At 62.6% G+C, this 19,587-nt stretch carries 24 protein-coding genes and 1 pseudogene; 18 read left to right on the forward strand and 7 right to left on the reverse strand.

The genetic code is table 11. From position 1 onward, the window contains the following. The first annotated feature begins 5 nt into the window (after nucleotides 1–5). The 16 genes and pseudogenes from ASG87_RS10370 (at nucleotide 6) to ASG87_RS10440 (ending at nucleotide 13,298) form a co-directional block, all read left to right on the forward strand. On the forward strand, nucleotides 6–539 hold the full coding sequence (locus ASG87_RS10370; RefSeq protein WP_157511029.1) for a hypothetical protein: 534 nt from the start codon (nucleotides 6–8) through the stop codon (nucleotides 537–539). Between the two features lie 83 nt (nucleotides 540–622). Next, nucleotides 623–823, forward strand: a complete 201-nt coding sequence (locus ASG87_RS20115) for a hypothetical protein (protein WP_157511030.1) — start codon at nucleotides 623–625, stop codon at nucleotides 821–823. Then, nucleotides 777–1,718 (forward strand): annotated as a pseudogene (locus ASG87_RS10380) (zincin-like metallopeptidase domain-containing protein); the annotation flags it as partial. The gene ASG87_RS20115 and the pseudogene ASG87_RS10380, both read left to right, overlap by 47 nt. 107 nt (nucleotides 1,719–1,825) lie before the next feature. Continuing rightward, a complete protein-coding gene (locus tag ASG87_RS10385; RefSeq protein ID WP_056004666.1) occupies nucleotides 1,826–2,233 on the forward strand; it encodes a hypothetical protein in 408 nt (135 codons plus the stop codon). Further along, complete coding sequence (locus ASG87_RS10390; protein WP_056004667.1) at nucleotides 2,230–2,679, forward strand: ankyrin repeat domain-containing protein; 450 nt, start codon at nucleotides 2,230–2,232, stop codon at nucleotides 2,677–2,679. The genes ASG87_RS10385 and ASG87_RS10390 overlap by 4 nt, the downstream gene beginning before the upstream one ends. Before the next feature lie 3 nt (nucleotides 2,680–2,682). Further along, nucleotides 2,683–4,827: a type IV secretion system DNA-binding domain-containing protein gene (locus ASG87_RS10395; RefSeq protein WP_157511031.1), complete on the forward strand. Its 2,145-nt coding sequence runs from the start codon at nucleotides 2,683–2,685 to the stop codon at nucleotides 4,825–4,827. Between the two features lie 212 nt (nucleotides 4,828–5,039). After that, nucleotides 5,040–8,093, forward strand: a complete 3,054-nt coding sequence (gene mobF, locus ASG87_RS10400; protein ID WP_056004669.1) for a MobF family relaxase — start codon at nucleotides 5,040–5,042, stop codon at nucleotides 8,091–8,093. A gap of 98 nt (nucleotides 8,094–8,191) precedes the next feature. Beyond that, nucleotides 8,192–8,884, forward strand: a complete 693-nt coding sequence (locus ASG87_RS20120; RefSeq protein WP_157511032.1) for a hypothetical protein — start codon at nucleotides 8,192–8,194, stop codon at nucleotides 8,882–8,884. Nucleotides 8,885–9,007: 123 nt separating this feature from the next. Then, on the forward strand, nucleotides 9,008–9,322 hold the full coding sequence (locus tag ASG87_RS10415) for a hypothetical protein (RefSeq protein WP_056004672.1): 315 nt from the start codon (nucleotides 9,008–9,010) through the stop codon (nucleotides 9,320–9,322). A gap of 2 nt (nucleotides 9,323–9,324) precedes the next feature. Continuing rightward, nucleotides 9,325–9,573 (forward strand): hypothetical protein, encoded by a 249-nt coding sequence (locus ASG87_RS10420; RefSeq protein WP_056004673.1) that lies wholly within the window; start codon nucleotides 9,325–9,327, stop codon nucleotides 9,571–9,573. Continuing rightward, nucleotides 9,570–9,875, forward strand: coding sequence for a hypothetical protein (locus ASG87_RS10425; RefSeq protein WP_157511033.1), 306 nt, complete (start codon nucleotides 9,570–9,572; stop codon nucleotides 9,873–9,875). The genes ASG87_RS10420 and ASG87_RS10425 overlap by 4 nt, the downstream gene beginning before the upstream one ends. Continuing rightward, nucleotides 9,872–10,054, forward strand: coding sequence for a hypothetical protein (locus tag ASG87_RS10430; RefSeq protein ID WP_056004675.1), 183 nt, complete (start codon nucleotides 9,872–9,874; stop codon nucleotides 10,052–10,054). Before ASG87_RS10425 ends, ASG87_RS10430 begins: the two co-directional genes overlap by 4 nt. Next, nucleotides 10,051–10,983: a hypothetical protein gene (locus ASG87_RS20125; RefSeq protein ID WP_157511034.1), complete on the forward strand. Its 933-nt coding sequence runs from the start codon at nucleotides 10,051–10,053 to the stop codon at nucleotides 10,981–10,983. The genes ASG87_RS10430 and ASG87_RS20125 overlap by 4 nt, the downstream gene beginning before the upstream one ends. After that, on the forward strand, nucleotides 10,980–11,561 hold the full coding sequence (locus ASG87_RS20130; RefSeq protein WP_157511035.1) for a hypothetical protein: 582 nt from the start codon (nucleotides 10,980–10,982) through the stop codon (nucleotides 11,559–11,561). The genes ASG87_RS20125 and ASG87_RS20130 overlap by 4 nt, the downstream gene beginning before the upstream one ends. 70 nt (nucleotides 11,562–11,631) lie before the next feature. Continuing rightward, nucleotides 11,632–11,991, forward strand: a complete 360-nt coding sequence (locus ASG87_RS19410) for a helix-turn-helix domain-containing protein (protein WP_082582902.1) — start codon at nucleotides 11,632–11,634, stop codon at nucleotides 11,989–11,991. Beyond that, complete coding sequence (locus ASG87_RS10440; protein WP_082582903.1) at nucleotides 11,988–13,298, forward strand: type II toxin-antitoxin system HipA family toxin; 1,311 nt, start codon at nucleotides 11,988–11,990, stop codon at nucleotides 13,296–13,298. Before ASG87_RS19410 ends, ASG87_RS10440 begins: the two co-directional genes overlap by 4 nt. Before the next feature lie 45 nt (nucleotides 13,299–13,343). On the opposite strand, the gene ASG87_RS10445 is transcribed toward ASG87_RS10440, so the two are convergent. The 3 genes from ASG87_RS10445 to ASG87_RS10455 form a co-directional block, all read right to left on the reverse strand. After that, the gene (locus ASG87_RS10445) at nucleotides 13,344–13,718 is read right to left on the reverse strand and encodes a hypothetical protein (protein ID WP_056004678.1); all 375 of its coding nucleotides are present in this window, start codon (nucleotides 13,716–13,718) and stop codon (nucleotides 13,344–13,346) included. Nucleotides 13,719–13,720: 2 nt separating this feature from the next. After that, on the reverse strand, nucleotides 13,721–14,896 hold the full coding sequence (locus tag ASG87_RS20920; protein WP_056004679.1) for an HNH endonuclease: 1,176 nt from the start codon (nucleotides 14,894–14,896) through the stop codon (nucleotides 13,721–13,723). Nucleotides 14,897–14,962: 66 nt separating this feature from the next. Continuing rightward, a complete protein-coding gene (locus ASG87_RS10455; RefSeq protein WP_162258353.1) occupies nucleotides 14,963–15,367 on the reverse strand; it encodes a helix-turn-helix domain-containing protein in 405 nt (134 codons plus the stop codon). Between the two features lie 296 nt (nucleotides 15,368–15,663). On the opposite strand from ASG87_RS10455, the gene ASG87_RS10460 reads away from it, so the two are divergent. Together ASG87_RS10460 and ASG87_RS19415 are read left to right on the forward strand one after the other, a co-directional pair. Then, a complete protein-coding gene (locus ASG87_RS10460; RefSeq protein ID WP_056004681.1) occupies nucleotides 15,664–16,158 on the forward strand; it encodes a JAB domain-containing protein in 495 nt (164 codons plus the stop codon). 239 nt (nucleotides 16,159–16,397) lie between these two features. Beyond that, nucleotides 16,398–17,546 (forward strand): hypothetical protein, encoded by a 1,149-nt coding sequence (locus ASG87_RS19415; RefSeq protein WP_162258354.1) that lies wholly within the window; start codon nucleotides 16,398–16,400, stop codon nucleotides 17,544–17,546. A gap of 75 nt (nucleotides 17,547–17,621) precedes the next feature. On the opposite strand, the gene ASG87_RS10470 is transcribed toward ASG87_RS19415, so the two are convergent. The 4 genes from ASG87_RS10470 to ASG87_RS10485 form a co-directional block, all read right to left on the reverse strand. Further along, on the reverse strand, nucleotides 17,622–17,915 hold the full coding sequence (locus tag ASG87_RS10470; protein WP_056004683.1) for a hypothetical protein: 294 nt from the start codon (nucleotides 17,913–17,915) through the stop codon (nucleotides 17,622–17,624). 98 nt (nucleotides 17,916–18,013) lie between these two features. Then, on the reverse strand, nucleotides 18,014–18,613 hold the full coding sequence (locus ASG87_RS10475; RefSeq protein ID WP_056004684.1) for a type 4 pilus major pilin: 600 nt from the start codon (nucleotides 18,611–18,613) through the stop codon (nucleotides 18,014–18,016). A 15-nt stretch (nucleotides 18,614–18,628) separates the two neighbouring features. Then, nucleotides 18,629–19,066: a hypothetical protein gene (locus ASG87_RS10480; RefSeq protein ID WP_056004685.1), complete on the reverse strand. Its 438-nt coding sequence runs from the start codon at nucleotides 19,064–19,066 to the stop codon at nucleotides 18,629–18,631. Further along, nucleotides 19,066–19,575, reverse strand: a complete 510-nt coding sequence (locus tag ASG87_RS10485) for a hypothetical protein (protein WP_056004686.1) — start codon at nucleotides 19,573–19,575, stop codon at nucleotides 19,066–19,068. Before ASG87_RS10485 ends, ASG87_RS10480 begins: the two co-directional genes overlap by 1 nt. Nucleotides 19,576–19,587 lie beyond the last annotated feature (12 nt).

Genomic DNA, 19,587 nt, shown 5'->3' on the forward strand with positions numbered 1-19,587 from the left:
CTCCCTTGTTCGCGCTGGTGTGGACCACGATGTGGGTCGTGGGCACGGTGGCTTTGGTCGCCTGGACCCAATACCGGTTGCGCTTCAAGCAAGCGTGGTGGTGGGTGGCCTTTTTCGGCCTCTTCATCGGAGCATGTGTCCTGCTGGGCGTGCGGCGCGGACCGGTCGCCTGGGTGGTGGGCAACCTCATTGCTTGGTGTCTCTCAACGGATCGTTTCCAGAACTGGCTGGATTGCCGACGTGCGGGCAAGCGACTGGCTGCGGAAATTGGCATCAAGCCCAATCTGCTCTTTACAGCCATCGAACTGGCTTTCGAGCGTAGCGGGCAGAAGGGTGCGTCCGTGTTGTTTTTCGCTGGGCTCAACCGCAACCCCGACATGCCGAAGGACGAAATCTATCGGACGATCATGCCGGGGCTGGTGATCGGTTTTGACATGCTGGAAAACCGATTCGGGCCGCAACAAGGCATTGAGGAGGCGAAAGCGAGGATCAGGCCATTGGTTCGTCAATATTGCGACGATCCACCCGATTGGGCTTAACCGCGCCTCCCTGCTACCTGGCCTTGACGGCGCGAAGGGATCGGCTACTTGTGTAACGGACTCCCCGTTTACAGGTGCCCGCCATGGCGTTCTTCCGTCGAAAGCCTCACACCCCCGATCTGACCACCGCCCGCGGCCGCGAGCGTCAAGCCGAGTGGGAAACCATCGCTGTTTCGCCAAAGATCCTCTATCCGGATCTGATGGGTGCGTTCCACGAGGACGCCCTGGACCTCGCCGATGCCCGCACCGCGCGCGATCGGTCGGAGGATCCGAGTCATGGCTGATGGCGCACCCAAACAGTCCTACGCGGAACGCGTGGCCGGTCAGCTCATCGAACAGCTGGAAGCCGGCACGGCGCCCTGGCAGAAACCCTGGAACCCGAACGTGGCCGGGTCGAACATGCCGCAAAATCCCGTGAGCGAAAGGCGCTACCGCGGAATCAATGCGGTTTACCTCATGGCGCAGGGCCACGTCATGGCGCAGGGCCACGACGACCCACGGTGGTGCACGTATAAACAAGCCGAGGCCCAGGGCTGGCAAGTGCGCCGCGGAGAGAAGGGCACGAGCGTCGAATACTGGCAGTGGGAGAAGGACGAAAAAGGACCCGATGGCAAACGCCTCACCGTGAAACTGGATCGCCCCAAGGTTTTCTGGGCGACCGTGTTTCACGCCTCGCAGATTGATGGCATCCCCGAATACGAGCCACCCGTGCGCACCTGGGATCCGAATGAGCGGGCCGAAGCCCTGCTGAAAGCCAGTGGGGCGTGGATCGACCACCGCGATGGCGATGCCGCGTTCTACTCACCCGCTTCCGATCGGATCATTCTGCCGCTGGTCGAATCATTCGCGACCGACGATCGCTATTACGCGACCGCGTTGCACGAGCTTGGTCACTGGACCGGGCACCCCTCACGCCTGGCCCGTGACATGACCGGCACGTTCGCGAGCGAAAGCTACGCCAAGGAAGAATTGCGCGCCGAAATCAGCAGCTTGATGGTGGGCAACGAGCTCGGCATCGGCCACGACCCGGGCCAACATGCAGCATACGTGAAGTCGTGGATCAAAGCGTTGAAAGAGGACCCGCGCGAAATTTTCCGCGCGGCCGCCGATGCGGAGAAGATCCATGGTTTCGTCATGGCCTTCGATCGTCAATACGCGCAAGAGCAGGAACAGCAGAAGCACGATCAAAACCGCCCCACGGCCAAGGTCCAGGAGGAACATCAGGCCCCGGCACCCGTTCCGGCGGCCCGGCCCGCTCCCGCGCACCGTCAGCCGGAGATGGCCCGATGACCCTCCGCCTCGTTTACTCCCGCCCATGCACGTCCGACGTGTTGCTCACGGCCTTGTGCAAGGCCGCTCATGAGTTGATTTGGGCGGACGAAGATGCCAACTGGCATCACCACCTGCAGGACGCTGCCGAATACTCGCTGACACGACAGAAGGCGATGGCCCGTGTCGAACGGATCCTGGTGCACGCGGAGCGGTGCCACATCCTCACCGGTCCCGGTGTCCGCCGGCTCATGACTGCGGTCTTCGATGCGATGGTGTGCGCCCGGTGGCGACACGCGGCGAAGCAGATCCCAGGCCTCGATGCGGCATCTCAGATCGCGGCCCTCCCGCGCACCCTGCGCCAGGTGTGGCGCCTGGGCCGCGTGCAGTCCGCCGTCACCCGCACATTGAGGCTCGCGTCATGACCGCGGAACAAATCGAACAGGCCCAGGCGAAACTTTTTCAAGCAGCGGCCCGCGGGGACGTGCTCCAAATGAGGAGCGCCCTGGTCGCCGGGGCGAAACTGGACGCCCCTCGCGCAGGCATCGGCGACACCGCCCTGAACCTCGCGGCCGCCATGGGCCAGGAACAGTCCGTCGTCTTCTTGCTCGAAGCGGGCGCCGATCCCGACATGCAGAACAGCTCGGGCCGCACGGCACTGCATGAAGCCGCGTTCTTGAAGACCCCCGCCATCTGGAACCGTCTGATTGATGCCGGGGCGAGCACGGACATCGTGAGCGTGAACGGGCAAACGCCGATCAGCTTGCGCGACACCCTGGCGTTCGGTGCAGCGATGGTGGAATACAGCCAGGAGCAGGGCCAACAGGCCATGGGGCAGCCCCGGGAACGCGAACTGTCGCGCGGGCGGTGACGCGTGGCCCGTCACGTCCTCAATCTCTTTTTCCAGGGCGTCCCCGCGAACCATCCGCCGGCGGTGTGGATCCGTCAGGTTGATCACGCGTTGCTCGCGGGCCTCGCCACATTTTTCGCAGTCGCCCTGGGCCTGGGTTGGGTGGCCTGGCGACCCCTGTTGGGGAGCCCCGTGCCCGATGGTGGTTTGCTGGCGCAGCTGTTCGGCTACCCGTTCCTGCTGCTCTCCCAGCTCAGCGGTGGCCACTTCTTCCGCCATGCCGCGGTGGACAACCCCGCCGCGTTGTCGCTGTTCGCTCTGCACGTCCGGCTCTTCCCCATTTGGCTGCTTTCGCTTTCAGCCGGCACCGCACTCTTCATCTCAGGGCTGAAACCCTGGCGCCGGATGCGGCACCTCGAAGGACCGCAGCTGCTCGACGGACAGGAAGCGATCGACGCGGCCCAGCGTGAAGCCGCCAAGGAGCTCGGCGGCCAGGAACCTTTCATGTGGCTGGGTCCGTATTTGCCGCTCCCGAAAACTCGCTGGACGCGCGGCCTCATCCTGTATGGCTCGCCTGGCTCCGGTAAAACCGTGGTGCTGCAAGAGATCGTGCGTCAGCTGATCGAGGCCAATCACCGGGGATTTTTCTACGATGTGAAAGGAGACCTGTCGGCGTGTTGGCTCGGCATGAACGGCACCGTGGGCCTCCTTTGCCCCTGGGACAAACGCAGCTTGGTGTGGGACGTCGGCCGAGACGTGCGCAGCCCGAGCCAGGCTCAGGTTTTCGCCGCCGCACTGGTGCCCGATGCCGGCGGCGACGGAAAATTCTGGGCCAGCGCCGCCCGGCAGTTGCTCGAAGGCACGCTCATCTCCCTTCAAAACGAGCTCGGCATCAACTGGGGCTGGCGCACGCTCGCTGAGCGCCTGGCCGTGGATTCCGTGTTCATGGCCGAGCGCATGGCCAAGCACTCGCCGATGGCCGAACTCCTGGTGAAGGACCCGACGTCCACCACCACATCCAGCGTGTTGGCGACGCTGGTCGGTTACACGAAAATGGTTCAGGACCTCGCCCGGGCGTGGTCCGATGGCGAAGATGAAGCCGGCAACTTTCGCCCCTCCATTTCCTTCACCGCCTGGGCCAAAGACAAGTATCCCGCGAAAATCCGTCAGATCATCTTTCAGGCTGGCCCGGACCGCAGCATGACCACGGCCCTGGCTTCGGCCATTCTCAACGTGCTCACCCCGGAACTCTTGTCCGCCGCATTGCCCGATGACGAGCTCGGCCGCACCATCGCACTCGTCCTGGACGAGGCCAGCAGCCTGGGTCCCGTGCCCTTCCAAGGCTGGATCGAACGTGGCCGCTCCAAAGGGCTGATTGTGTGTTTGGCCGTCCAAACGCTCGACCAGATCAAAGAGGTGTGGGGCGAGGAAACCATGCATGGGTTGGGCGCGATGATCGGCACCCATCTGGTGTTCCGCGTCCAGCAATCCGTCAGCCGCGACACCATTGCGGAGCAGTTCGGCAAAGCCCGTTGGTCCGTCACCGGGGTGTCCTCGACGGCCAATGGCACGAGCACGACCGTGCACGAGGAAAACCGCGCGGTGGTGCAACCCCATGAGTTGTCCGAGCTGGGCAAAGTGACCGGCAAACGCTTCCCGATGGGTTGGGGCATCCGCGCCATGGTCGCCTTGGGCGGCGACGTGCTCACGCTGGATTTCCCAGGTGTGAGCCCACCCAAACGGCGCACCCCGCACCGGCCCGCGAAGTGGACCCGCGGCCCCGCACGGCCGGGCATGACCCCTGAGCAAACGCCCATCGAACGGCTGATGCTGGCGAAGCAGAAGGAAATCGAGGCCAACGCGCAAAAGGAAAAGGACAAGGCCCAGAACGCGGCGGCGCTGGCTGAGATGAAGGCGCGCCAGGACGAGCGCCGCGCCAAGGCCCGGGAACAAGCCCGCGAACGCGTGCTGAAACAGACCGAAGACACGGGGCCGATGTTTCCGTATGAAGCAGCCACGGAAGCCGAAGAGCGCGATCACATCGCGTGGGCCCTGGCGCGCACCCAGCCCGCGCACCCGGATCACGATCCCTTCGAGCCCGACAGCACGCCATTGCAACGTATCCATGCTGGGGCGAACCGGACCACCACGGACACGCCGGCTCCCTGAAAAAGAGAAGGCCCCGCGAAGGGGCCTCCCGTCCAGCACGCGCCCGACCAAGGTTCGTGCCGGACTTGTCAGCGCCAAGCGCCCATCGAAGCACTGGCCCAGGAGAGGGATCGCTGACACCTCGAAGCATGGCGCAAAGCGTGTCGCTGTCAAGGCAGGCCTCGACAGTCCGAAGAATTCGCCTAACGTAGTCGGAGACCCGGAGAATTCTCATGCTCAGCATCGCCGCCATCAAAAACACTTCCGCCGATGGATCCGGTGGAGGGATGCCAGCGTATCTGAAATCGACTGAGTATTATCTGGACGCTACGGGCGTCGAGCAGAGCTCATCCAAATGGTGTGGACGAGGTGCCGATGCGCTCGGGCTGACGGGACAGACCGTCACCGAAGAGCTCATGGACAAACTCGCCGACGGCTTTGCACCGGACGGCACGAAGCTCCGCCAGAACGCCGGCCGCAAACCCGAGTTTCGCCCGACCCTCGACCGTAACGGCCAGCAACGCCTCGATGAGCAGGGGCAGCCGATGGGGGTGTGGGTGGGAGAAAGGGTGGGCTTTGATTGCACGTTTTCCGCGCCCAAGTCATTCTCCATCGCTTTTGCTGCCGCCGATCCCGCGTTGCGTGATCGCATGTTGGACACGCATCACAAAGCCGTGGAAACCGGCCTGCGCATGATGGAACTGCACGCGGCGGAAACCCGGCGCGGCCACGGCTCGAAAGACGTCATCGAAGTGGATGGCCTCCTGGTCTCTCGCCACACCCACTATGCCGCTCGCGAACACGACAAGGTCGACGGGACGCCAGGCACCGGCATCGACATGCAAGTGCACACGCACGCCCTGGTTTACAACGTGTGCTTGGGGAAGGATGGCAAATGGGCCACGCTCGAACCGCGTGAAATGTATGCCTGGAAAATGGCGGTGGGTGCAATCTATCGCGCCGAGTTGGCCAAGGGCCTGCAAGCGCTGGGTTTCGGCATCGAAGACGACATTCGCTTGGATGAAAATGGCCAGGTCAAGGACCGGTTTTTCAAGGTCAGCGGGGTGCCCGACGAGCTGGTGCGCGAGCGCTCCGGTCGCAGGAAGCAGATCGAGGCCTTCATGGAAGCCAACCCCGAGGCCTCCGCGCAGGAGGCCACGATGGCCACGCGAGCCGGTAAGGATGAGCCATCGTTTGGCGAGCTGGTCAACAGCATCTGGAAGGATGAATTGAACGACTGGCGGGCGCGCAACCCGGGCCAGTTTCCGCAAGACATGCGCGAATTGTTGAACCGCCCGTTGACGCCCGAGCAGCAACAGGAACAAGAGCGCCAAGCCCAGCGCACGCAGCAGGAGCAGGACAAGGAGATCCTGGACGAGCTGCACGAAACGCAGAGCGTGTGGTCGCGCAAGGATTTGACTCGGGCGATCGCCGAACGCTCAGCGGGCAAACGCGACGCCGCCGGGATCATCCATGAAGTGTCCCAGTTCCTTGGCCGGAACGACCTGGCTCTGATCCTGCCGGAAGCGATCCACAAAGACGATCGCGGCGAAAAATTGGCCCGGCGTCACCGTGCGGTGCGCTTTGCGGATCCGAAGGTGGTCGCGCAGGAGCAGACATTGGTGCGTGAAGCACTGGCGCGCAAAGACGAGCAAACCATCCGCCTCGATCCCGAGTCGGTGAAAGTGGCCGTGGCTGAGATGGAAAAAGAGCGCGGTTTCCAGCTCAATGCTGAGCAGCTGAAATCCGTGGATTTCGTGTGCCTGGAATCCGGGGGCGTGGCCGTGGTCGAAGGCCGCGCCGGCACCGGCAAAACCACGTCCGCCGATGCGATCGTTAAGGCTTTCCAGGCCAGCGGCTTCGAGGTGATTGGCGCCGCAACCGGTTGGGATGCGGCGAAAAAACTGGAAAGCGAAAGCGCGGGCGCCATCACCGGCCACTCGATCGCCTCACTCAATGCGAAACTCGACAAAGGCAAAATGCAGCTCAACGACAAGACCCTGTTGATCGTCGATGAGGCCGGCATGGTGGGCACCCCTTCGCTCACGAAACTCATGAGCCACGCCCATGCGGCGGGCGCGAAAGTGTTGCTCCAAGGAGACAAGCTCCAATTGCAGTCCGTGGAGCGTGGCGGCCCCTTGCGCTTGCTCGCCAAGGAACTCGGCAGCGTCGACTTGCGCGACATCCGGCGCCAGCGCCACCAGGCCGACCGGGACACCGCCCACGAATTTTACGCAGCCGGCGACGACACCTTGCGCAGCCGCGGACAAAACCTGGCCGCGGGCACCGCGATCCTCCAACGCATGGAACAGCGCGGCCAACTTCAAGGCTACGCCGACCGCGACCAGGCGAAAAAATACCTCGTGCAAGACTACATGCAGTCACCGTTACCGGCCCGCGAAAAACTCATCATTGCCGGCCCCCGCGCGGATGTGGCGGAACTCAATCATCTGGTGCGCCAGGCCCACCGCGATCGCGGTGAACTGGGTCCCGATGTGGCGGTGGACGTGCGCCACCCGCGCACGGACGTGAAGGAAACCGTGGCGCTGGCCGTGGGCGACCGGGTCCGCTTCGGCAAGAAGGACGAAGACCTCGGCCTGGTCAATGGCACCCGGGCCGTGGTGACCGGACTGACGAAACAGAAGGATGGCCACGTGCACATTGAGGCCACCATCGAAAGCGACATCAAAACGCAGGACGGCCGGAAACTCAGCTTTTCGACGGCGGACTACGCGTATCTCGAACATGGCTATGCGGGCACCGTCCACAAGAGCCAGGGGCAGGGCAAAGAACAGGTCTTCCACTGTTTCCACCGTGGCATGACCGATCGGCAACTCTCCCTCGTCGCCTTCACCCGCGCCAAAGATTCGTATGCGATGTATGGCGGTCCAGAAATTCACGACATCGGCATCGACGCCTCATTCGCGACCGACCGCTTGCAAACGAACGCGTTGACCGAGGGCTTGCATGGCAAGACCACGCAGGAGGTCATCCGCGAGCGAGCGGCCGCGCTGGAAGCCCAGACCCGTGCGGACAGTGAAGCCAAACGCCAGGCGCGGAACGAACCCCACGCCATGCGTGAGCAGCCCACGCCTGAGCGGCCCACCGCGGAACAGACGGCTGAGCGGCAACCGGACCCGCGCACCGTGCGCGCCGCGGAAGCCTTCCGAGGCATCCGGGAGCGTCTGGTGGCCAAGGCGCAGGAACGCGAGCGCGAACAGTCCCGGGCGGCCGCACGGGAGCGCAAGCGGACCCGTGAACGGTCCGAAGGCGGGTTGTCGCGCTGAGGCGTTACAAAGTGCCGGTTTTTTCGGTTTGCGCCTTGACGATGCAAAGGTTAGGCCTAGGGTGAGGGTGAGAAACCCCACACACCCAGGAGTGCACCATGGCCGATTTCACCGACGAGCAACGTCAGGAACTGTTCGACAACTTCAAACGCGGACTCACCGAGCGGCGGGCTCAGGAACGGGCGCAGGAACGCACCGTCGAACCGCAACAGGAGGCCGCTCCGGCGCAGGCTGAGCAGGCACAACAAGAACCCAGCGCGGTGCGCGAACCCACTCCGCTGGAACAGGCCCAGCAGGCCCGGGCGCCCAGCCTGGGTGCGCAACGGCCGCCCATGCCGCAGCGTGAGCCCGAACCTGCCCACGAAGCGCACCAGGGCCGGAGCCAGATGCCGCCTTTGCAATCCGAGCAAGAGGCCAGTGTCGAGCACTTGCGGGGCGCGAAACTGATGGATTTGCCCCTTCCCGGTCATGCACGCGAGCGGACTCCGACTGAGGATTTCATGTTGGACTCGCAGCGGCGTGCCGCGGTGAAAATGGCGCCGACCTTGGGCCAGCAGGCGCAGGACACCGGTCTCGCACCGAATGCGCCGGATGGGGTGGAGCAAGGTAAAGAGCAGGGCCAGGGCCAGGGCGAAGGGAAGGCGGGCCAGGAACGGCCGAACGATCCCAGCTACTACACCCAGTTTTCGCAGACCGTGGCCTTGCCGAAGCGCGACGAACAGTCGATGGAGAAACAGGCGGCCCGTCGTCAGGTGGATCGCAGCCGCAGCCGTGGCGGCATGGGCTACTGATCCGCCCTGCATTTCCATGAAGCCAAGGGCCGCACACGCGGCCCTTTCCTTTTTCGTGCGTGCACCTTGACAGTCATATGGTTTCTGAGACGTTAGAGGTATCCCGACCACGGATCCATCCACATGTCCGACCTCTCCATCTTTCACATCATTGCAATCGCCGTCGCCATTTACGCCTCCGTGCTTTGCCTTTTGGCGCTCACCCGCCGGGCGCTTTTCCACGCCTTCCTACGAACGGTATTTGATGCATGTGTGGGCATCTTCGCGGGGATTTTCACCTTGCTGGTCTCGGCTGGATGTTTTGGATTGATTCTGGGTGAACATCACCCGCTCGTGTTGATTTGTCTGATCACCTTTCCAGCAGTGACCTGCATGGTCGCCGTTTTTGCAGCTCGTCCCTCGAAACATGCGTTCTCGAACGCAGACGCGGAAGCCTGATCATGACCACCGACGAAACCACTCTCTACACCGCCCTTCGCAAGGCTTCCTATTCCGCCCAGGGCCGGTGCGCCCAAACCCTCACGTTGGACGTTGCCAGCCGTTTGGGGATGCGCACGGTGCGCCTCGATGAGCTGCTGGCCGCGTGGGCGCGGGCGGGGTGGTGGGAAGACGGCGACGAATGGTTTGCAGGGTGCTTCACCGATGCGGCGCCGCGCACCATTGAGCAGTGCGAGCAGGTGGCCGCGTGAACGACTTTCTCTATCAGGTTTCATACAAAACCACGGGAATGCTCCTGGCTCTGCTGATCTGCTACGGCTTCCTTGTCTATCCGCTTTTCACCAGCGTGGTGCTGGCCATCTCGATTGTTGTTGGCATGAGCGTTTGGATCCGCAGCGGTCAACGTGGTGCCGAAGCCGAAGCGGTAACGAGAATGGTCGAAGCCGGGGTGGCTGTGGTGAATGCTTATGAGCTTGGGCGTGAGCACGAGAAAAGCGCCAAACGTCAGGAACAGCCCATCAAGAGCCACACCCACGCAGGACCCACCCCATGACCCCACACAACCTCACGCTGACCGCCGGCCTCTCCCTGTTGGCAGGCGCCTTCGTTCTCCCTCTGGTCGACGAGGCCTACTGGTCGCATGTGGTGATGGGCTGCCTGGCCGGGCTTGCCGTCGTGGTCGTGGGCGCAGTGCGCAGGGGGAAGCGGTGGGATCCGAGGAATTACGCATGAGCACTCTTGATCACCTGGCGCCACCCAGATTGCTCGAAAAACTGGCAGTCCGGTTCTACTCCGACATTGTCGGTCAGATCAAACACCCATATCCGCTCTGGCTTGCCGTCGACAGACTGGCCAAGTTGTGGCTCGTCGTGGTTGTGATTACGCAGTTCGCATGGCATCCCATGACGCACTTACACGGCTTGCAAGCGTGGATGTGGAACGGATCGGTCATTGTGGCGTTTCTGTCCATTCAATGGATTCCCATGGAACGGAAGCGGGCCCGCGCAAGTAAACCAGCACCAATAGAACTTGTGGCCCTGGTTCGGGATGAGTTGGCCAATGAGCCGTTGGTGCCAGAGAAGGACAACGGGCCTTCGCGTTTTCTGCTTCTTGACGAACCTGAGCTCTCGGCTGCTCAAGTGTGGCTGGTTTTGGCGTGGCAAGAATGGGCGGGTCGGCGTGCGCTCATCGAAAACGTGGTCATCGCGGACAGCATTGATGAAGTCAGGCAATGGGCCGATAGCAAGAGCATGGATCCCATCTACATCGTCAGCGAAACCGAGTTGGCGGTTGCGCAAAAACGCTATGGCGATTGGTGGAACTGGGAAAAAAGCACGCGCAAATACGTGCGGCTTTGGAGGAATCGACTGCACAAGGTCCGGGCCAACTCGGGCAATGGAGCGGAGTGGGATGCACGCCACTTCGAGAACAGCGAAGAACGGGATCGCCAGATTGAAATGGAAGGGGTTGGCTTGGAGAAGTATTGGGAGGCTCATGCGACAGAGCCACCTGAATCGAGCTCGATTACCCGGGCGGAATGGATTGCCGAAGTGCGTCAGATCGGGAAGGAGGAATGTGATGCGCGTTTGGCCGAATTTTGCAGTTGGTTAAGTGATCAGGATGAAAGACAGGCCGCTGGGGCGCCGAGGAACTACGCATGAACGAATTAACCTTGGGCTTGGCGCTAATTGCGGTCGGTTTGATGTCACCGTGGATCCTGTTGTGCGTGTGGGTGTGGCGGCATCGTGTGCAGCCCAAGGCACCCACGAACGTGGATGAGGCTTCATTGCTCACTCTCTTTGATGAGATCCTGGCCAAGGACCGCGTGGCGCTTTACCAAGCTGGATTCCAAGTCGGTTTGAAGGAGCCCGAACGCGTTGATGTCGCGGCGTTGTTCGCCTCGGTGCGGCGTCGATTCCACATCGAAGACGAAATGGATGCGGTGGATCCGGCCTATCTCGAAGGGCAAAGGGCGGGCGAAGCCGAGCGAGTAGCAGCTAAGCCTTATCGCCCCATCCTGGGCGAGATGATGCCGCGAGCCCCCGATTTCCACACGGACACCCGCATGTCGGAGCAGGTGGTCCAGGACTTCTTGAAGACCCAGGACATGTCACTGGCCGTGCGACGGGCCCTTGCCAGTTGTCGAAGACGCGGATGGCCAGGTGCAGCCCAGGCAGGACCGCAAGCGGAGTCGGTGCTGATGGCATCACTGTCTAATCGGAGCCAAAATAGTCGATAAAGAGCCCCAAGAGATACCTTAAATAAGGTATCATAAGACACCCCTTAGGGCTTTCGCGGGACGCATCTCCATGAAAACGCTCAACGATCTGGTTTCCTCTCGACGCCGGCAAGCCGTGTCCATCGAGGAATTTCCGCTGGCCGTCGGTGCACGGGTGCGGCGTCAGCGGATCGCCTTTGATTTGCGTCAGTCCGACCTGGCCAAACAGGCCGGTGTGTCCGTGCAGACCATCAAATCGGCGGAGAAGGGCGAAGCCATTTCCTATGAAAGCCTGCTCCGCGTCCTGTTGGCGCTCGGTCACGGTGGGGACTTTTTACAGATGCTGGATTCCCCGAATTTTCCTCACCTGCGCGCACATGAGCGCTTCCTCGAACTTAAAACGAGTGCAGCGCCGGACTTAAAAATCAAACGGGTGCGGCCGAAACCATGAACCTCTCCAAGGAATGGCTGAACAGCCCTGTCCATCAATTGGACGTCGTGACTGAGCACCTGGCCGAGCCAGTCAACGTCGGGCGGCTCAACTACGAAGTGGCCACGGGAACAACATATTTTGAGTGGAGCGCAGAGGCTCAACGCATAGATCTGGACCTTTCTCCGATCATGATGCCGGTGTGGGGCGGGGTGTGGAGCAGCCGCGACGATCGCGATCTCCCGGTTGAATACCAAGGGCTCCCTGGCCTGCTCAACGATGCGTTGCCCGACGGGTGGGGCCTGTATCTCATGGACAAGGCCCTGGCGCGTTTGGGCATCCGGCCCGAACTCATCACGCCGGCCACTCGCCTGGCCTACCTGGGCAACCGGGCTTGGGGCTCGCTGTCCTTCTCGCCCGTGATCGAGGACGAACACGGTGAAGTCATGGCGTTGGAGACGCTGGGTGAGCAGATGGAGGCCACGATCGAAGGCCACCTTGAATACGTCTCCAACGAACTGCTCAGGGCCGGCAGTTCCCCGCAGGGCGCGCGTCCCAAGGTCATGGTGGACTGCGATGCCAAGTTTCAAACGGCGCGTGTCACCACTGGGACACCGGCGCCTGGCCAGCGGTCGTGGCTGATCAAGTTTGCCTCGCGCGACGAGCCCGAAGATGCGCCGCTCATGGAACAGGTTTATATGGACTGCGCCCGCAGCGCGGGGTTGCAGGTGATGGACAGCCGGCTCCTGGACCTCAATGGCAAACCGGCCTTCGCCACGGAGCGTTTCGATCGGCAGCCGGACGGGCGGGTGTTCTGTCACACCTTGGGCGGCTTGCTGCATTTCTCCCATCGCGCGATCGGCTTGGACTACATCAACGTGTCCGAAGCGATGGACGAGTTGGCGGTGCCCGAACCTGCCTACCGACAGGCCTATATGCGGGCCGTGTTCAACGCGGCCATGAGTGTGCGGGACGACCACGCCAAAAACTTCGCTTTCGTGCTGGGGGCGGACAATGAGTGGGACATCTCCCCAGCCTATGATCTGACCTACATGACCGGGCCGGGCGGTTATCACACGATGACTTTCGCCGAAGGCACTGGGCAGGATCCAACGCAAGAGGATCTGCTGAAAGTCGCCCCCCACTACCGTGTTGAGCAAACTGAGGCCAAGCAGATCATTGAAGCCATGGTGCAGGTTGCCCGGCAAGTCGGCACGATGGCCCGCGGCCTGGGCGTTGGGCGGGCCACTTTGGCTCCCATCGAGAAACGCTTGAACGACATCAGCAAGTCCATCATGCCAGCGCGTGATCGAGGCCGTGGCCGTTGACCTCGAACAGCTCGCGCTCAGCTCAGTGGGCTGCTCTCTAATCGACTATAAAGCGATCGGCCGGCTCTCCCGCGTGAACCGTTGAGCCAATTTCTCGAAGCCGTCGATCGCATCGAGCAACGGATAAAATCCGAGCCACCGCAGCTGATCCGCAGGCAGCGTGACATCCACCAGGCCGGTTTCCGTGCGCACCACGGAATGGGGCATGACCCACACCTCGGGCCAGCCATCGGGGTGCATCACCAGGAAACCCCGCACAACCTCACCACCATGCTTGGTCACGTAGGCGGCCGCGTTCTCGTGGCAACGGCCTGGCAACGCCCCATCGAATGCCAGACACGTCAGCGGCTCACCCCGGCGATCCAGGCGCCAACGGGCCACGGCGGCGTCCACCGCAGCCCTGTAAGCCTGCTCGCTCATGCTCAGGCAGGCTGCCGGGCGGTGTGCACCCGATGGTGAGCCAGGTGATCTGGGTGAGGGTGCTCAGCCGGATGCGCGGGTAACCGCAACTTGCGGCCACGCAAAGGTGCGTATTCCGAACCATCCAGATCAGGGCCGATTTGCACGAAGCCATCGGCATCGACCCAGAGCAACCCACGATCAAACAAGGTGTGGATGTCAGAGCGCAGGAGCAGGCCGTTCGGCACCACGTTCGAGGCCGCGCCACCGGATGCATACGGCACGATGTGCGCGCCTTCCAGGATTGCGAGGACCCCGCAGCCGGTGATGGCGCACTGGTGACCATACGCATCGAGCAAGGCCGCCTTGAACTGCGGCTGCCCTTCGCGTAAGGCGATGGCGCGCATTTCGTAGCGTCGCGCATCGGGTTCGCTCGCGAAATCGGGCAGGGCATCCCCGTAGACCTCCGCGCGGGCTTCCGCCAGCGCCTGTTCGGCCGGTCCCAGGTCCAGCTTCACGGCTTCCCATTTGCCCTCGGCGGACGGGCGCAAATCCCAGACGCCATGCTGGGCCACGTCGTAGAGCTCATACGTGACCCCGGTGGTCTGATCGCCCCGGCGATACAACACGTCTTTCGGGTGGCCGCGATCGGTGCGGTAACTCTTGCGGCCTGCATCGAAGTGGGGGCGGTTCGGCTCGTTGACCGTCAGCATCCCCGCGTTCTGGCGCACATCGGGGTGCCGCACTTCCGAATGATGCGCTTCCAGCCAGTCCGTGATTTCGCGGATCGTGCTGGGCCGGCTCAGCGCCTGCACCGCTTCCAGGACTTGCCAATACCGCGCATTGCGATCGAGGCGTGCGGCGGCTTTCTCTCCGGTCAAGCCCAGGTCGGCCGTTTCGGAATAGGGCGCCGGGCCACCGGTGGCGTGGTCGTAAAACCAATACCGCACGTCCCGCCCACCGCGAACGCCCACCCGGATCAGGAGGTCCTTCGGGTTACCTGCATCCGGCGTGAAGTCCTGGCGGGCGCGATCGTTGTGATGCCGGTTGGTGTCGTTGATCGACAAAACCGAGAGCTTGTTGGCCACGTCCGTCCACTTGCCCGGGTGGTGGCGTTCCAGCCACACGGTGATTTCCTTCACGGTGCACGGGCGACCGATCGCCCCAATGGCTTCCAGCACCTGGTCTCGCTTCGTCATCCCTGTTTCCCCTGATTTGTTGAGCATCCATTCTAGCCGTGGACCCGTCTCACGGCCTGCGCCAGGTCACCGCTTCCCGCGCTTCCCCTTCGCCTTCCGTGCCGCCTCCGCGGCCAGGATTTTGGCCTGGCTCATCGCCAGGGAGCGATTCGCAATCAGCTGCATGCGCAGGGGTGTGGAGAGTTCCCCCTTCGCGGACATCGTCCGGATGTCCGCGAGCACGACTTCCGGTTTGCAACCGAGGTGAGGCGCCATGGCGCTGCCACACAAGCCTTGACGGATCAGATCCGGGATCGCCTTGCGGCGGGCGACATGGGGCGGATCGAACCGGACCACCTGTTCAGCGTCCCTGAGTTGCGCCACGCGCTGGCGGGAGATGCCCAGAAGGCGTGCGATGTCGGAGCCGGAGGTGCCGGCGGCGGAGAGTTTGACGATTTTGGCGCGCCGCTGGGCTGCGCGATGGGGAGACATGACCATGGACCAAGGGTCGATGAAGGCTATGGGGCTGTCAAGGATTGGACGGACGACAGCCGGTGTCGAGACCGCACCCCAAACCCGTCTCCCATGCGTGGAAGGCCACCTGCGGTTCCGGTTCACCCCTGATGCGGGTCACGTTGGCTCAACGGCCGTCCCGGTCAACCCTTCGGGTGCGCCATTGCATTTCGCCCACCGCTGCACGCTCACGCGTTGGCTTTGTGGTGTCAGGGCCTTGTGCCGATGAGCCGCCGGTTCCCCGCGGGGCAATCCAGCCCCGAAGGAGCCACCCCATGTTTGCACGAGACGTTTTGGGCCACTACACACTGACACCGAGCACCGGGCCGCAAACCGAAGAAGACATCCTGGCCGCCGCCGAAGACATCCTGGCCCGTCGGCTCTACCGCGAAGCCACGATCAGCAACCCCCGCGACATGGAGCAGTTCTTGCGCATGCGCCTGGGTCACCTGGCGCACGAAGTCTTTGACGCAGTGTGGCTGGACAACAGGCACCGGGTCATCGGCGTGGAACGCCTGGCCACCGGCACCGTGGATGGAGCGTCGGTGCATCCCCGCGAAGTCGTCAAAGCCGCCCTTCGGGCCAACGCGTCAGCCGTGGTGTTCTCGCACAACCACCCTTCGGGTCTGACCACCGAATCGCAGGCCGACAAACAGATCACGAAAGAGCTGCAAGCCGCTTTGGCGCTGGTGGGCACCCGGGTGCTGGATCACCTGATCGTCAGCGCCGGCCAAGAATGCACCAGCTTTGCCGCACGCGGGCTCTTGTGAGCCCGCACCACCCTAGCCAAAGCAAAGGCCCCTTTCGGGGCCTTGTTTCATGGCAAAAACAGGGAAAAGCGGAGTGTCGCTTAACCAACACCTTGACGTGGCCGTGCTTTTTTGAGTGGCGTGGGTTGACGGCAAGCGAAGTTTTGAGAAGATCATGGGTGAGGCATGGAGCGCTTCATCCCCCGCCCAGGCGGGGACCGTTCCGCATCCGCCGGGACAACGACCCAGGAGCGCTACCCATGTCCGATTTTATCGTGCGGCACCGCGATCACTTTTCCATCCATGCGTCTTACAACCCGGATCTTGTTTCCGAGATCAAAGCCATCCCTGGACGGACCTTTCAAGGTTCGGACAAGACGTGGAATGTGCCCCTCGATGAAGGGGCTGCACTTGATCCCATTGCGGAGAAATACAACTTGATGCGGGGTTTCACGCACGATGGTGTGCAAACCTTGGAAGACTTGAAGAAATATCTGGCACAGCCCACGACGGAAGCGTTGGAGGGGCAATTTGGTCTGCTTAAACCCTTGCATGGAAGCGATACCACCATGGGATTCAGCAACGACGTCAACCATGTCTTTTCTTACAGCAACACCCGCGATACGGAACGCGTGACATTACTGAATGGCGCCTCGGCCGAAATGACCAAGGCACTCCTGGAAGCGGGGGCTGAGGTGAACCCCAAGCAAGAATACACAAACCTCACCCCACCGCCCGTGCCGCCACTTCACTCGGCCAAAACCGTCGAGGTCGCCAACCTGCTGATGGCGGCGGGTGCGGATCCCAATGGTGAAATCCAATACACAAAAGATCGCCCACTTCACCGAGTTGAAAACCCCTATGTGGCGGTAGCTATCTTTCGAGGTGGCGCCGATCCCAACGCGCGGAACCAAGAAGGCAACACCCCATTGCACACGGCCCGGACATCGGATGTGGCCACTGCGCTGTTGCAGACCGGGGCGGATCCGCACGCAGTGAATGAACGCGGTCAAACAGCATTGCATGCCTTGTCAGATGTCATGGCAGCGGCCTGGCGTGCTGGGCAGAACAGGTGGCCCACCAAGGAAATCTGGGATCAGCATTGGGAGACCGAAATGAATGATCACGCGGCGCACGCCCAGACCTTGCTCGCCAAAGGTGTCGATCCTGCTGTCCGCGATCAGGAAGGGCGCACCGCTGCTGAATACATGCAGCAGCAGCGATTCCCTTTCAACAACATGCTGGAATACGAGCAAAGCGTCAGTCCGCCTGCACCCCGTCAATCCATGCCTGAATTGCATGATCCCGGCCGGGAAACACCCGGCGTCAGGCAAACCATGCCAGTGCTCCAAGATGGCGGGGAGGGCTTTCGGCCGAGGCGGAACGATGGCCGCGGGATGGGTTTGTAGGCTCATTGAAACGACAAGGGCCGCAACAGCGGCCCTTTTCTTTTATCTACCGCCCTCATTTACTCCGGCAGTCGCTCAGTAGTCCCGTCGATCGTTCGTGGTCGCTCGCCACGACCGTAAGGCGTCCAGCTCCGCACGCCGGGCGGCCAGGACTTGGCGCGTTTCAGCCGCCTTCCTCGCCTCTATCGTATTCATGATGCGCGCGTGGTCCTCGGCGACCGCGATGCGCTGACGCTCATAGTCCTCCGCTTCATCACGCCGATTCCGATCACGCCGGATCAGGTCCTCGCGCACGGCCACCTGCGTGCGGTGGCGCCGCCAGAAACTCATCCAGATGCTTTCCTCGTCGAGAATTTGACCGATGTTCATGGTGTGCACTCCGCAGGGTTGAAGGTCTCGATGCCTGTCTTACCATCGACAACGGGCGAAGTGTCGATGGCAAGAAGGGGCGTTCAGGAGCCGGATCGTCAGTGACCGATGATGTCCACGCCCACGCTGGGGCCGCTTGGGGTGTTATCACCGCTGCACCAGAAGGTCACCTTCGACATGTCCAGTTTCCCACCGGTCAGGATGGAGTCGCCGCCCATGAAGCCAGGATCCGAGTCCCCCACGATGACGTCGTCATAGCCTGAGTTGCCAAGCGCCATGAGGAGCTTGGTGCACTCCGCGCCGGCCTGCGGAATGTTGTTGATGTTGATGTCGAATTGCGCTTTGGACTTATACCAAGGAGCCGTTTGGATCAAGCCGTAGTCGGTATTTGGTTTACCGTCGACAAGCAGGTTCGCCGGAAAGATCGCCCCCTTCAACGCGGAATCATTCGACAAGCCGGTGTAGTCATGAGCAAGGCCGAAGGGGCTCGCGCGCAAGTTCGCAGCCAAGAGGTTCAACTGATCGGCCGTTTTCGCGGCCCCGCTGGAAGCGCTGGCCGACGAGAACACGGTGAACGTCACCGCGGCCGCGCCGATCACGATGGCGAACACCAGGATGACTTCGAGCAAGCCGAAAGCGCGGCTGCGGCGCTTCATGCGCACGCGAGGGAACATGGGGGAGAGGGTGAGGGTGGTCATGATGGGTCCGAGGGGTCAGTGGGTGATGAATTCCACGCCCACGCGGTCATGCGCGCGGCACGCGTGGTCGAGAGCGGAACGGTCGAGGTGGCCGTGGCGGAAGACGGAGCCGCCCACGGCGGTGGGGCCGGCAGCGGCCATCCAAACGTCATCGAAATCCGGCGCAGCCGTCGAGACGAAGGCCACGCAATCCGCTTGCGGCACGCCGTCGATGTGGAGCGCGAAGTTCTTGAACGAGTGCGTATCCGGATACGGACCCGAGAAGGCGGTGAGTTCTCCCCATGGCAACATGACCGTGCCTTGCGGCGGGTTCAGATCGGCGTAGTTGCCCTTGTGGTTCAGGCGGATTTGCTGGGCGACGGAGGCCACCACCTGGGCCGCGCGGGTGGTGTCCGAAGCAAAAGCGGGCGAGGCGGCCAGGGCGAGGGTGGCGGCGAAGATCAGCGCTTTCATCACTGCACCCCCGCATTCACGGGTGCCACGCTCAACCCATCACGCGAGCGGATGAGCAGCACGTCCTGGCCCACCCGAATGTCCTGGTCGGCGTCCTGGACGACGCTGGTCAGGTTCGGGTTTGGACGGCCATTCGCTGCCGTGGTTTGCACGAAGATCTGGACGCCTTCATGGACGCGTGGCCGGTTACTGATCCCATTGCCAATCGCGGCCCCGGCCGCACCCCCAACAATGGTGCCCAGCCCGCGAAAGCTGCCACTCGATTTACGCGTGACGGCATAGCCCGTGGCCGCGCCGATCGCCGTGCCCACAAAAACCGAGGTATGGCCGTTGGGCTGCACTTGGATCTGCACGGGGCGGATCGCGACGACGCGGGCGAGGGAAGCCTGTTGAGCCGTCAAGGCGCTGCGGCTCGTGTAGACCTGTCCGCTGGTGTTGGGCAGGGTTGAGGCCGAAGCGCAAAGCGGCAGGGCGAGGAGAGCAAGGAGGGGAAGAGCAGAAGCGCGCATGGAAGGCTCCGG

The organism is Frateuria sp. Soil773, from assembly GCF_001428405.1.
Lineage (GTDB): Bacteria > Pseudomonadota > Gammaproteobacteria > Xanthomonadales > Rhodanobacteraceae > LMSL01.